Annotated in this window: 12 protein-coding genes; 5 read left to right on the top strand and 7 right to left on the bottom strand. The window is 68.2% G+C overall.

Translation table 11 applies throughout. The features are described from left to right. Window positions 1-9: 9 nt before the first annotated feature. Window positions 10-705: a TetR/AcrR family transcriptional regulator gene (locus AC3WQZ_RS13860; protein WP_492297349.1), complete on the bottom strand. Its 696-nt coding sequence runs from the start codon at window positions 703-705 to the stop codon at window positions 10-12. A 183-nt stretch (window positions 706-888) separates the two neighbouring features. Here AC3WQZ_RS13860 and AC3WQZ_RS13855 point away from each other — a divergent pair, with 183 nt between their 5' ends. Continuing rightward, a complete protein-coding gene (locus AC3WQZ_RS13855) occupies window positions 889-2259 on the top strand; it encodes a carbohydrate porin (RefSeq protein ID WP_439668526.1) in 1371 nt (456 codons plus the stop codon). Between the two features lie 15 nt (window positions 2260-2274). Here AC3WQZ_RS13855 and queF read toward each other — a convergent pair whose 3' ends face one another. Both queF and ilvA read right to left on the bottom strand, forming a co-directional pair. Beyond that, the gene (gene queF, locus AC3WQZ_RS13850) at window positions 2275-3108 is read right to left on the bottom strand and encodes an NADPH-dependent 7-cyano-7-deazaguanine reductase QueF (RefSeq protein WP_010814426.1); all 834 of its coding nucleotides are present in this window, start codon (window positions 3106-3108) and stop codon (window positions 2275-2277) included. Between the two features lie 17 nt (window positions 3109-3125). Next, window positions 3126-4664, bottom strand: coding sequence for a threonine ammonia-lyase, biosynthetic (ilvA, locus tag AC3WQZ_RS13845; protein WP_010814427.1), 1539 nt, complete (start codon window positions 4662-4664; stop codon window positions 3126-3128). A 312-nt stretch (window positions 4665-4976) separates the two neighbouring features. Between ilvA and otsB the strand changes: the two genes are divergently transcribed. Genes otsB through AC3WQZ_RS13825 form a run of 4 tightly spaced genes read left to right on the top strand, consistent with a single transcriptional unit; the run spans window position 4977 to window position 9479 of the window. Then, window positions 4977-5780 carry a trehalose-phosphatase gene (otsB, locus tag AC3WQZ_RS13840; RefSeq protein ID WP_010814428.1) on the top strand — a complete coding sequence of 268 codons (804 nt, stop codon included), beginning with the start codon at window positions 4977-4979 and terminating at the stop codon, window positions 5778-5780. Between the two features lie 13 nt (window positions 5781-5793). After that, entirely contained in the window at window positions 5794-7659 is a 1866-nt protein-coding gene (locus tag AC3WQZ_RS13835; protein ID WP_010814429.1) for a glycoside hydrolase family 15 protein, read from the top strand. 48 nt (window positions 7660-7707) lie between these two features. Beyond that, window positions 7708-9099 carry an alpha,alpha-trehalose-phosphate synthase (UDP-forming) gene (gene otsA / locus AC3WQZ_RS13830; protein ID WP_010814430.1) on the top strand — a complete coding sequence of 464 codons (1392 nt, stop codon included), beginning with the start codon at window positions 7708-7710 and terminating at the stop codon, window positions 9097-9099. A gap of 35 nt (window positions 9100-9134) precedes the next feature. Beyond that, window positions 9135-9479, top strand: a complete 345-nt coding sequence (locus AC3WQZ_RS13825) for a 4a-hydroxytetrahydrobiopterin dehydratase (RefSeq protein ID WP_010814431.1) — start codon at window positions 9135-9137, stop codon at window positions 9477-9479. A gap of 12 nt (window positions 9480-9491) precedes the next feature. Here AC3WQZ_RS13825 and AC3WQZ_RS13820 read toward each other — a convergent pair whose 3' ends face one another. From AC3WQZ_RS13820 to AC3WQZ_RS13805, 4 genes are read right to left on the bottom strand one after another with little or no spacing between them, the layout of a single operon-like run. Then, on the bottom strand, window positions 9492-10097 hold the full coding sequence (locus tag AC3WQZ_RS13820) for a nucleotidyltransferase family protein (RefSeq protein WP_454749223.1): 606 nt from the start codon (window positions 10095-10097) through the stop codon (window positions 9492-9494). 19 nt (window positions 10098-10116) lie between these two features. Next, window positions 10117-11154 carry an XdhC family protein gene (locus tag AC3WQZ_RS13815; RefSeq protein WP_010814433.1) on the bottom strand — a complete coding sequence of 346 codons (1038 nt, stop codon included), beginning with the start codon at window positions 11152-11154 and terminating at the stop codon, window positions 10117-10119. Beyond that, window positions 11127-11684, bottom strand: a complete 558-nt coding sequence (locus AC3WQZ_RS13810) for an SRPBCC family protein (protein ID WP_492300741.1) — start codon at window positions 11682-11684, stop codon at window positions 11127-11129. Before AC3WQZ_RS13810 ends, AC3WQZ_RS13815 begins: the two co-directional genes overlap by 28 nt. Next, window positions 11675-12931, bottom strand: coding sequence for a vWA domain-containing protein (locus AC3WQZ_RS13805; RefSeq protein ID WP_010814435.1), 1257 nt, complete (start codon window positions 12929-12931; stop codon window positions 11675-11677). The genes AC3WQZ_RS13810 and AC3WQZ_RS13805 overlap by 10 nt, the downstream gene beginning before the upstream one ends. Window position 12932 lies beyond the last annotated feature (1 nt).

Genomic DNA, 12932 nt, shown 5'->3' with positions numbered 1-12932 from the left:
GGGCGTGCTTCATGATGACTCCGGAGAAAGCCTGGACTTGCCGGCATCGGGCGCCGGTGCCAGCCCGTGCGTCAGCAGCGCGGATACGTGGCGCACCAGGGTGTCGGTATCGACCGCTTCGCCGCCGGGCAGCCGGCGCCAGATATGGGTGGTGGCCAGCGGCAGCAGCGTCAGGCCGATCAGCGACGGCATCACCAGCGCCGGCTCCAGTCCGCTGTTGAGCTGCCCGCGCGCGATCGCGGCCGCCAGCGGCGCGTTCAGTGCACCGGCGCGCTGCAGCGCGAAGCGGTCCAGCACGCGCTCGCGCAGGGCGCCGTCGGCACTGGCGACTTCGCGGATCCACAGCCCGGGAAACCAGGGCGTGGCGGCCGCGGTGCGGATCAGCTGGCCGGCGATGCCGATCAGCATGGCCATCGGCTCGGCATCGCCGGCGGCAGCGAAGACGCCGGCCACCAGCGGCTGCAGCTTTTCCTCGACCACGGCGTCCAGCAGCAATTCGCGGTCGCTGAAGTAGTAATGGACCAGCGCCGGCGTCACGCCGGCCTGGGTGGCAATCGCCTTGACCGGGGTGCCGGCCACGCCCTGGCGCGAGAACAGCTCGGTGGCCGCATCGAGGATGCGTTCGCGCTGGCCGGGCTGGCCGGCCGCAGGGCGGCCGGGGCTGCGGCCGGCGGAGGGTTTCGGTTTGGCGGGTGGGCGCGGCATGGGCAAACGGATGCAAGCGGTCTCCAGTGAATATTAATTTTTGCGTTAATTAATTCAAGGGCGGTTACAACGTCGGCCTTCCGGCACACCCTTTGGCAGGTAGACATGTCATGGGTGCTTGGCTATGCTGCGGGCGCCGGAGCGCGCCGCCTCCGGCACATCCCTTGCCGATCGCCTCTGCCGATGCCGTTTCCGCCACTTGCCAGCGCTCCCGTTCGTATCCGTTTTCGTCGTGTGCTGGCAGCGCTGGCCTGTTGTGCGTGCCTGCCAGCGATGGCGCAGCAAGCGGAGCCGGTGCAAGGCCCGGCTGAAGCGGAGAGCCCGTTTGCCTTTCACGGCCAGAGCACCTACATCTGGCAGCGCAAGCCAGCATTCGGCGCGGCCTACTCCGGCCCCAACAGCCTGGGTACCGAACGGGCCAAGAGCTACTCGTTCAGTGCGACGCTGGATCTGGGACTGAAGCTGTGGCCGGGCGCGGAGTTCCACTTCAATCCGGAAGCCACGCAAGGCGTGCCGTTTTCCGGCCTGCACGGCCTGGGCGGCTTGTCCAACGGAGAACTGGGCAAGGCCGCCAGCACCAACCCGGTGTTCTACCGGGCGCGCGCGTTCGTGCGGCAGACCTGGGGCCTGGGCGGCGGCGGCGAAGCGCTGGAAGCGGATTTCAACCAGTTTGGGCGCACCGTCGATCAGCAGCGCGTGGTGCTGACAGCGGGCAACTTCAGCGTGCTGGATGTCTTCGACCAGAACGAGTTCGGCTCGGACCCGCGCACGCAATTCATGAACTGGTCGTTCATGACGCATGGCGCCTTCGACTATCCGGCCGATGCGCGCGGCTATAGCTGGGGCCTGTCGCTGGAATACATCGGCGACGGCTGGTCGGCGCGCATCGGGCGCTTCCTGCAGCCGCTGGAATCCAACGGGCTGCGGCTCGACACCCGCATGTTCGAGCACTACGGCGACATCATCGAAGTGGAGAAGCGCTACCAGCTGGCTGGCCGGCCCGGCACCGCGCGGCTGCTGTGGTTCCGCAACAAGGCGCGCATGGGCGCGTTCAGCGATGCCATCGGCTTCGGCATGGCCAACAACACCACCCCGGACGTCGCCGACGTGCGCCGCGAGCACGCCAAGAGCGGCGTGGGCGTGACACTGCTGCAGCAGGTCACCGATTCACTGGGGATGTTCGCGCGCGCCAGCCTGTCCGACGACAAGACCGAGACCTACGCCTTCACGGAGATCGGCCGCCAGGTGTCGGCCGGCGGCGTGCTGAATGGCGATGCGTGGGGACGTGCGCGCGATGCGCTGGGCGTGGCGGTGGCGATCAACATGCTGGGCCCAGACCACCGCAACTACCTGGCCGCGGGCGGGCAGGGCGCGTTCCTGGGCGACGGTGCGCTGCGCTACGGGCCCGAGCAGATCCTGGAGATCTACTACAGCTTCCAGCCGGTGAAGTACCTGAGCATCAGCCCGGACTTCCAGTACGTGCGCAACCCCGGCTACAACCGCGACCGCGGGCCGGCGAAGTTCTACGGGGTGCGCCTGCACGGGGAGTTCTGATCCTCCCCGCCTGCCTCATTGCCGCGCGTTGCGCTTGTTATCCGGCCACGCCGTATTGAAGTTGGTGCGGAACGGGTTGATATCGAGCCCGCCGCGGCGCGTGTAGCGCGCATACACCGCCAGCTTGACCGGCTTGCACTCGCGCATCACGTCCATGAAGATCCGCTCCACGCACTGCTCGTGGAACTCGTTGTGGTTGCGGAACGAGATCAGGTACTTGAGCAACCCTTCCTGGTTGATCGGCGCACCCACGTAGCGGATCTGCACGCTGCCCCAGTCCGGCTGGCCGGTGACCAGGCAGTTGGACTTCAGCAAATGCGACACCAGCGTTTCCTCCACCGGCGATTCTTGCTGGTCGGCAGAGAGCAGCTCGGGCGCGGGCTCATAGCGGTCCACCTCGATGTCGAGCCGGTCCAGCAGCAGGCCATCGAGCTCGCCCATCTTCTGCTTGCCCAGGTCCGCTTCAGTCACCAGCCGCACCTGCACGGTGCCGCCGGTGGCTTCGGACAGGTCGTGGTGCAGCAGCTGCTGCAGCGCCTCGGGTGAAGCAATCCTGGTCTGGTTGAACGAGTTCAGGTACAGCTTGAACGACTTGGACTCGATGATATTGGGCGTGTCCGACGGGATGATGAAGCTGGCCAGCGCCACCTGCGGCTTGCCCTTCAGGTTCAGCCACGACAGCTCGTACGCATTCCAGATATCGACGCCGAAGAATGGCACCGGCTTGCCTTCGGGCAGGCCGATCTCGGTGCGCTTGGGCTGGCGCGGGATCGGGAACAGCAGCGAGGCGTCGTATTCGGTCTTGTAGGCCGAGGGCTTGCCCAGCGGCGAATGTTCAGGGAGGCTCATGGGGCGCTCAGCAGGTGTCAGGACAGGAACAGCTTGTACACCGGGTTGTCGGTCTCGTCCCAGTGTACGTAACCCAGCGTCGAAAGGAAGGCGCGGAAGGCGCGCTTCTCGTTCTTCGGCACCTGGATGCCGACGAGGATGTTGGAGGTATCCGCGCCCTGGTTGCGGTAGTGGAACAGGCTGATATTCCAGTTCGGGCTCATGCTGGACAGGAACCGCATCAGCGCGCCCGGCCGCTCGGGGAACTCGAAGCGGTACAGCAGCTCGTCATGCGCCAGCGCCGAGCGCCCGCCCACCATGTAGCGGATATGCTGCTTGGCCAGCTCGTCGTTGGACAGGTCCAGCGTGTCGAAGCCGTGCTTGCGGAAGCTGGCCGCGATCTTGTCATTCTCGGCGCGGCTGGCGATCTGCACGCCAACGAAGATATGCGCCATGCTGGTATCCGCGATGCGGTAGTTGAACTCGGTCACGCTGCGCGTGCCCACCAGCTCGCAGAAGCGCTTGAAACTGCCGCGCTCTTCCGGGATGGTCACGGCGAACACGGCTTCGCGCGCCTCGCCCACCTCGGCGCGCTCGGCGACAAAGCGCAGGCGGTCGAAGTTCATGTTGGCGCCGCAGGCGATCGCCACCAGGTGCTGGCCCTTGAGCTTCTCGCGCTCGGCATAGGCCTTCAGGCCTGCCACGGCCAGTGCGCCGGCCGGCTCCAGGATGCTGCGGGTGTCCTGGAACACGTCCTTCAGGCCCGCGCAGATGGCGTCGGTATCCACCAGGATGATGTCGTCGACCAGCTCGCGCGTGATGCGGAAGGTCTCCTTGCCGACCAGCTTGACCGCAGTGCCGTCCGAGAACAGCCCCACTTCCTTCAGCTCGACGCGCTTGCCGGCGTCGACCGAGCGCTTCATCGCGTCAGAGTCCACCGTCTGCACGCCGATCACCTTGATCTCGGGGCGCACCGCCTTGATGTACGAGGCGATGCCAGAGATCAGCCCGCCGCCGCCGATGGCGACGAACACGGCATGGATCGGGCCCGGGTGCTGGCGCAGGATCTCCATGGCGATGGTGCCCTGGCCGGCGATGACCTCGGGATCGTCGAACGGATGGATGAAGGTCAGCTTGTGCTTCTTCTCCAGCTCCGCGGCGTGGTTGTAGGCGTCGCTGTAGGACTCGCCGTGCAGCACGATTTCCACCCACTGGCCGCCGCGTTCGCGCACGGCGTCGATCTTCACCTGCGGCGTGGTGACCGGCATGGCGATGATGGCCTTGCACTGCAGGCGCGCCGCGGACAGCGCCACGCCCTGCGCGTGGTTGCCGGCCGAGGCGGCGATCACGCCGCGCCTGAGCTCTTCCGGCGTCAGCGAGGCCATCTTGTTGTATGCGCCGCGCAGCTTGAAGGAGAAGACCGGCTGGGTGTCCTCGCGCTTGAACCAGACCGAATTGCCGGTGCGCGCCGACAATTGGTGCGCGTAGGTCAGTTCGGTCTCCTGCGCCACGTCGTAGACCTTGGCGGTCAGGATCTTCTTCAGGTAATCGGGTCGGGCGGCGGACGTGCGGGTCATGGTCTCGGGGCGGGCCGTGGGGCGGCGCAAAAAAAGGCGGAAATTCTGGCGGAAACCGTCAATGATAAAGGATGGCGGCGACTTCCACCCGGCCCGGGCGACGCTCCCGCCGCCCGCGACGGGCGGCCCGGGCCGCGCGGAGGTCACTCTTCGTGTGGATGACGATGCACTCATGCGGGCAAGGCGAGCCAGGGCGCAGCGGGGGCCGCAGACGCTTGGCCCTGGACTTGCGTCGAGGCCAGGTTGCGTGCGCGCCATGTAGGACGGCGTCCGGTGGACGCCGGTCAAAACGACGTGTTACGGTGTAACGCGATGCCACAACTACCGCTAATCGAATCCAATACCGCCCTGTTTCTCGACTTCGACGGCACCCTGGCCGACCTGGCCCCGCGCCCGGAACTGGTGCAGGTCGAACCCGAACTGGTCGGCACGCTGCACACGCTGTTCCAGCGTCTGGACGGCGCGCTGGCCGTCATCTCCGGGCGGCCGATCTCTGAACTCGACCACTTCCTGCAGCCGCTGCGGCTGCCGGCGGCCGGCGTGCATGGTGCTGAATTCCGCACCGACGGCGGCATGGTGTCCAAGACTTCCGCCGCCCCTGGCCTGGAACTGCTGATCCCCCACCTGGAAGCGCTGGTGCGCGCCTATCCCGCGCTGCGGCTGGAGCGCAAGTCCGTCGCCGTCGCCATCCACTACCGCCAGGCGCCTGAACTTGCCGGCGTGGTCGATGCCGCGGTCACCGAGGTGCTGCGCCATGCCGTCGGACTGGAAGCGCTGCCCGGCAAGATGGTGGTCGAGATCAAGCCGGCCGGCGTCGACAAGGGCGACGCCATTGCCGCATTCATGAAATCCGCGCCGTTCGCCGAGCGCATGCCGCTTTTTGCCGGCGACGACCTGACCGACGAGCCGGGCTTTGCCGCCGTGCGCAAGCTCGGCGGGCTGGGCGTGCTGGTGGGCCAGCGCGAGACCGTGGCCAGCGTCACCGTGCCCGGGCCGGCCGCGCTGCGCAGCTGGCTGCACCGATCGGCCCGCGCGCTGGAAGGCGCCGGCGGCCACCCGCGCGCCGTGCCGAATGAGGCCGAGCCAGGCCCGGCCCGGCGCACAACGACATCCTGAGGGAGGTATCGCTGTGACCAATCCGAGCAGCCCGAGCGAACCGGGCCAGCCGCCGACCGAAGGCGTGCACAAGACCGTGGACGGCGGCAGCCGCTTTGCCAATCCGTCGTTGTCGCTTGGCATGATCGGCAACTGCGCCATCTCTGCGCTGGTGGACTGCCGCGCGCGCATTGTCTGGTCGTGCCTGCCGCGCTTCGATGGCGACCCGGTGTTCAACGCCCTGCTGGACCCGAGCGAGAACGCCGGCCATTTCTCGATCGAGATCGAGGACTTCCAGTCGTCGCGGCAATGGTACGAGCCCAATACCGCGGTGCTGCGCACGCGGCTGACGGACATCCACGGCAACTGCCTGGAGATCACCGACTTTGCGCCGCGCTTCTTCCGGCTGGGGCGCTATTTCCGCCCGACCACGCTGGTCCGGCGCATCCGCCCGGTGCGCGGCGCGCCGCGCGTGCGCGTGGTGGTGGCGCCGCGCTTCGAATGGGGCCGCAAGGCGCCGCAGACGACGCGCGGCAGCAGCCATGTGCGCTATATCGGCGACGACATGACCCTGCGCATGACCACCGACGCGCCGATGGCGTATGTGCTGTCGCATACGCCGTTCCTGGTCACGCGCGGGTACAACTTCATCCTCGGCCCGGACGAGACCCTCGCGCACGGCGTGGAAGAAACCGCGCGCGACTTCGAGCAGGAGACCACCGCCTACTGGCGCCTGTGGAGCCGCCGCCTGGCGGTGCCGCGCGAATGGCAGGACGCGGTGATCCGCGCGGCTATCACGCTGAAGATGTCGCTGTTCGAAGAGACCGGCGCCATCGTCGCGGCGATGACCACCAGCATCCCCGAGGCGCCGGGCAGCGGCCGCAACTGGGACTACCGCTTCTGCTGGCTGCGAGACGCCTTCTTCGTGGTGCGCGCGCTCAACAGCCTGTCCGAGGTCGGCACCATGGAGGATTACCTGCGCTGGCTGTCCAACGTGGTGATGCAGTCGCAGGACGGACATATCCAGCCGCTGTACGGCATCGGCCTTGAGCGCGAGCTGCCTGAAAGCATGCTCGACCATCTGCCGGGCTACCGCGGCATGGGCCCGGTGCGCGTGGGCAACCAGGCGCAGGAGCACTTCCAGCACGATGTCTACGGCAACGTGGTGCTGGGCGCGGCCCAGGCCTTCCATGATCACCGGCTGCTGCACCGCGGCGGCCCCGCTGAATTCCGCCGGCTGGAAGAGGTCGGCGAACAGGCAGTGAAAGTGTTCGGCACGCCCGATGCCGGCATGTGGGAGCTGCGCACGCGGGCGCGCGTGCATACGTCGTCGGCGCTGATGAGCTGGGCCGCCTGCGACCGCCTGGCCAAGGTTGCCGACAAGCTCCAGCTGCAGGCGCGTGCCGCCTACTGGCACGACCATGCCGAGCGCATGAAGGAGCGCATTCTGGCCGAATCCTGGAGCGAGGAGCGCCAGGCCTTCGCCGAGAGCTTCGGCGGGCGCGAGCTGGATGCCAGCGTGCTGCTGATGGCCGAAGTCAATTTCATCGAGCCGCGCGATCCGCGCTTCATCGCCACCGTCAAGGCGCTGGAGGCATCGCTGTGCGACGGACCCTATATGCGCCGCTACGAGGCGCCCGACGATTTCGGCAAGCCCGAGACCGCGTTCAACATCTGCACGTTCTGGCGCATCGATGCCCTTGCGCGCATCGGCCGGCGCGAGGAAGCGCGCGAGATTTTCGAGTCGATGCTGGCCTCGCGCAATCCGCTGGGGCTGCTGTCCGAGGATACCCATCCGGTGACCGGCGAGATGTGGGGCAATTTTCCGCAGACGTATTCGATGGTCGGGCTGATCAATGGCGCGATGCGGCTGTCGGCGCCGTGGGACACGGTGATCTGAACCGCCTGCGCGCACGGCAACCAGAACAGAGGACTCCAAGAACAACATATGCCAAGACTTGTAGCGGTATCCAACCGGGTCGCCGATCCCCGCAACGTGGCGGCGGGCGGCCTCGCCGTGGCGCTATCCGAAGCCCTGCGCCAGACCGGCGGCATGTGGTTCGGGTGGAGCGGCAAGGCGCTGGAAACCGCCCAGGGCGGCACGCCCGGTGAAGGCGACCTGCATCTGCAGCAGGCCGGCAACGTGACGCTGGCCACCGTCGACCTGAGCCGCGAGGACCACGACGCCTATTACCTGGGCTACAGCAACGGCGTGCTGTGGCCGGTATTCCACTACCGGCTGGACCTTGCGGACTTCGACTCCAATTTCCTGAACGGATACCGGCGCGTGAACCAGCTGTTCGCGCGCAAGCTGGCGCCGCTGCTGCAGCCCGACGACATCATCTGGATCCATGACTACCACCTGATCCCGCTGGCGTCAGAGTTGCGCGCGATTGGCTGCGGGCAGAAGATCGGCTTCTTCCTGCATGTACCGCTGCCGCCGCCGCTGATCCTGGCCGCCATCCCGCAGCACGAGTGGCTGATGCGCGCACTGTTTGCCTACGACCTGCTCGGCTTCCAGAGCCATGCGGATGTCGAGCACTTCTCGCGCTATGTGCAGGCCGAAGCGCAGGCCGAGCCGATGGGCGAGCACCGCTACCGCGCCTTCCACCGCACGGTGCGGGCGCAGGCCTTCCCGATCGGCATCGACGTCGACGAGTTCATGGAGCTGGGCCGCGGCGCGGACGCGCAGGAAACCTACGAGATGATGTGCGCGCAGTACGCGCGCCGCCGGCTGCTGCTTGGCATCGACCGGCTCGACTATTCCAAGGGCCTGCCGCAGCGGCTCAAGGCGTTCTACCGGCTGCTGGCCGAGTACCCAGAGAACCGCTCGAGCGCAACGCTGGTGCAGATCGCCGCGCCCTCGCGCGAGTCGGTCGATGCCTACGTCGACCTGCGCCGCGAGATGGAACAGCTGAGCGGCTCCATCAATGGCGAGTTCGGTGAGCTGGACTGGATGCCGGTGCGCTATATCCACCGCACCACCGCGCGCAAGCGGCTGCCCGGCCTGTGCCGCGCCAGCCGCGTGGCGCTGGTGACGCCGCTGCGCGACGGCATGAACCTGGTGGCCAAGGAGTTCATCGCCGCGCAGGACCCCGAGGACCCGGGGGTGCTGGTGCTGTCGCGCTTTGCCGGCGCCGCCGAGCAACTGCGCGAGGCGCTGCTGGTCAATCCGTACGACACGCGCGCCACCGCGCAGGCGATCCAGCAGGCGCTGCACATGCCGCTGGCCGAGCGCCAGCAGCGGCATCAGAAATTGCTGGAGCGCATCCGCGCGCAGGATGTGCACTGGTGGAGCAGCGAGTTCCTGCGCGCACTGACTGAGACCGAAGGGGCCTGAGGCGCGGGCTGTTCTTCCGGTCGGGGAGCATGACCATGAGCGAAGACCTGGCAGCGCAATCGTGCACGCCTTGCCGTGGCGGCGTGCCGCCGCTGACGCCGGCTGAAGCCGAGATGCTATTGCAGCAGGCGCCGGGATGGGAGCTGGTCGATAGCGCGACGCGGATCGAACGGCGTTTCACCTTCGGCAATTTCGCGCAGGCGCTGGCGTTCGTGAACGGCGTCGGGCAACTGGCCGAGACGCAGGGGCATCATCCCGAGATCAGCTTTGGCTGGGGGCATGCCACGGTGTCGTGGCGGACCAAGAAGATCAAGGGCTTGCACCGGAATGATTTCATCATGGCGGTGAAGACGAGCGAGCTGGCGGAGGGGATCGGGTGAGGTTGGTGGGGGTCACTTCAGATCCCCGGGCGTATCAATATCCCGAAACGCCCCTTCATCCTCGGTCAGGATCCGCGTCACAGGCTTGTCCTTCAGCAACGCCCGCGCGCCCTCATCGCCATCCAGCTTCAGCAATTCCTCGCGCCAGGCTGCGCCAAAACCCACCGGATGCCCACGTTGCCCGTTGCGCCAAGGGGCGGCGATGGTGTCCGGCGCGGTGATCGTCAATGCCACCGCCCGGATCAGTTCCATCGGCAGCCAGGGCATGTCCGCCAGCGCCACCACCCAGCCGCGCGCTTCGGGCGTGGCGGCCACGGCAGCACGCAGGGCAGCGCCCATGCCGGCTTCGGCGTCGGGCGACTCGAGCACGCGGCAGCCGCCGCGGCGCAGTTCCTCCGCCAGTGCCGGGTTGCCCGGACGAATGACGGCGATCGATTCCGGCAGCGCCGCGGCCAGCGTGCGGGCGCTGCGCCAGGCCACGGAGCGGCCGCCGGGCAGCACCTCCAGCAGCTTGTTGCGTTTGCCGGCGGCGTCGAAGCGGTGGCCGTAGCCTGCGGCCAGCAGGATGCCGGTGGGCAGGTCGGTGCGGAGCAGGGGAGCGTTGGGGGCGGCAGTCATGGCGGCACTTGCGAGGTCGTCAGGTGGGATCGGGCGCGACGTCGCAGCTGCTGCCGGTGCCGGCAGCCATCTCGCGTGCGGCCTTGGCGCCTTCCACCTGCAGGATGTCGGGCAGCGATACGTGGTTCCTGGCCGCGATCACCTCGGCCAGGATCGAGATGGCGATCTCGGGCGGCGTGCGGCTGCCGATGTAGATGCCCACGGGGCCATGCAGCCGCGCCAGCTGCAGCTCGGTCAGGTCGAATTCCTTGAGCCGTTCGCGGCGCGCCTGGTTGTTGCGGCGCGAACCCAGCGCGCCCACGTAGAAGGCGCGGGTGCGCAGCGCTTCCATCAGCGCCAGGTCGTCCAGCTTGGGGTCGTGCGTGAGCGCGATCACGGCGCAGCGCTCGTCCAGCTTCATGTCGGTGACGGTGTCGTCGGGCATGGTGCGCACCATGGTCACGCCGGGGATGTCCCAGGTCTCGGTGTATTCCTCGCGCGGGTCGCACACGGTGACCTGGAAGCCCAGGCCCACGGCGATCTGGCACAGGTACTTGGACAGCTGCCCGGCGCCGATCACCAGCATGCGGTAGCGCGGGCCGTGGATGGTCAGCAGGGTCTTGCCGTCGAACACCAGGCCGTCGGTGGCGTTGGCCGGGCCCAGCGTGGCGGTGCCGGTGGCCATGTCGAGCGTGCGCGCGACCAGGCGGCCGTTCTCAACGGCATCGAGCAGCTCGGCGATGCCGCTGGCTGGGGTCAGCGGTTCGGTCACCAGCTCGATGGTGCCGCCGCACGGCAGCCCGAAGCGGTGGGCTTCCTCGGCGCTGATGCCGTACTTGATCGCTTCCGGGTGGTCGGCGGTGATGCCCTGCCGGCGCACGCGGTCGATGATGTCGTCCTCGATGCAGCCGCCCGAGACCGAGCCCACCACCAGGCCGTCGTCGCGCACGGCCAGCATCGCGCCTTCGGGCCGGGGCGACGAGCCCCAGGTCCGCACTACCGTGACCAGCAGCACGCGATGGCCTTGCTGCTGCCACTGCACGCTGTTCTTCAGGACTTCGAGATCCACGCTGTCCATGATCGTTTCCGCTTCGGTTCCTCTGTTGGTTCATTGTCGCCGGCGGCCGCGGCGGGGGCGCCCTCGGCCGCTGGCGTTTCGTCGGTGGCGTCAGGGGTGACGGCCTCGGTGAAGCGCGCAAAGAAGGTGTCTGCCATCTTGCGCGCCGCGGCGTCCACCAGCCGCGAGCCGATCTGTGCGATCTTGCCCCCCACGTGGGCGTTGACGGTGTAGGTCAGCACGGTCTCGTCACCGTCTGCTTCCAGCCGGACCTGGGCGCTGCCCTTGCCGAATCCCGCCGCGCCACCCTGGCCATCGAAACGGATGGTGTAGCTGTCGGGGGCCTGGATGTCTTCCAGTGCCATGCGGCCCTTGAAGCGCGCCTTGACCGGGCCCACCGCGGCCGTCAGGGCCAGCTGGTACGCGTTGTCGCCGTCGGGCTCGATACTCTCACATCCCGGGATGCAGTGCTTGAGCAGCTCGGTGTCGTTGAGCGCTTCCCATGCCACCTGCTGCGGGACCGGCAGGCGCTGGCTCTGGTTCATTTCCATGGCGGGGCTTCCTTGTTGTGCCTGGCGAGGGCAGGGGTGGCGGCCCGGGGCGGGCCGCCATGGTCGGACAGCAGCGTCTCGAGCGCCAGCAGGCTGTCCAGGTTATGGGCCGGGCGCAGTGCGTCCACGTGCGGCAGGATGGCTTGCACGCCACGCGCCTGCGGGGTGAAGCCGGGGTAGCGCAGCAGCGGGTTGAGCCAGACGATGCGGTGCGCAAAGCGGCGCAGCCGTGCCATTTCGTCGCCGAGCAGGTCGATATGCTCGTGGTCCAGGCCGTCGGTGACCAGCAGTACGGTGGCGCGCCCGGACAGCGTGCGCCGCGCCCAATGGCGGTTGAAGCTGGCCAGCGCCGCGCCGATGCGGGTGCCGCCGGCCCAGTCGCGCACCTGGCCGGTGATCAGCGCGACGGCCTCGTCGGGGTCGCGTTCGCGCAGCGAGCGCGTGATGTTGGTCAGCCGCGTGCCGAACAGGAATACCGACAGCCGCTCGCGCGACTGCATCAGCGCATGGCAGAAGTACAGCACCGCGCGCGAGTACTGGCTCATCGAGCCGGAGATGTCGAGCAGCAGCACCACCGGCGGCTTGCGCTCGGCGTGCTTGCGGAATTTCCAGCGCAGCCACTCGCCATGCTGGCGCACCGCCAGGCGCGCGCTGGCGCGCAGGTCGGCATGGGTGCCACAAGTGGCGGCGCGCAGGCGGCGGGTGCGCTGCAAGGCCAGGTGGGCGCGGCGCGTGCGCACCAGGTGCTGCAGCGCGCGCCATTCCTGCGCGGTCAGGGTTTCAAAGTCGCGCTGCGCCAGGCGTTCCTGGTCGGAGAAGGTCAGCGGCACGTGGATGCGCTCGGCTTCGGCCTGTGCGGGACGTGACTGCGCTTCGGGCTGGCGCGCGGCCAGGGCATCGGCCAGCCGGTTGCTGCGTTTCGGTGGCGGCGCGCCGCTGTCGACGCGCGGCAGCAGCAGCGCGCGCAGCTTGCCTTCCCAGTCGGGATCGCGCCAGAACAGGTCGAAGGCGGCATCGAACAGCGGGCGCTGGTCGGGGCCGGACAGCACCAGCGCCGCCAGCGCGGCGCGTACCTCGTCGCGCTGGCCGATATCGATATGGCGCAGCGCCTCCAAGGCATCGACAGCATGGGCCGGCGACAGCGCGAAGCCGCCGTCGCGCAACAGCCGCATGAAGTGCGTGACGTTGCGCGCCAGCACCGGCAGGGCCGGTGCGGCGGGCCGTGCGGCGGCGTGCAGCGTGGCCATC

This window comes from Cupriavidus sp. FW305-26 (assembly GCF_058787975.1).
Note: the sequence above shows the minus strand (reverse complement) of the source record. Positions and strands in the feature narration are given on the sequence as shown.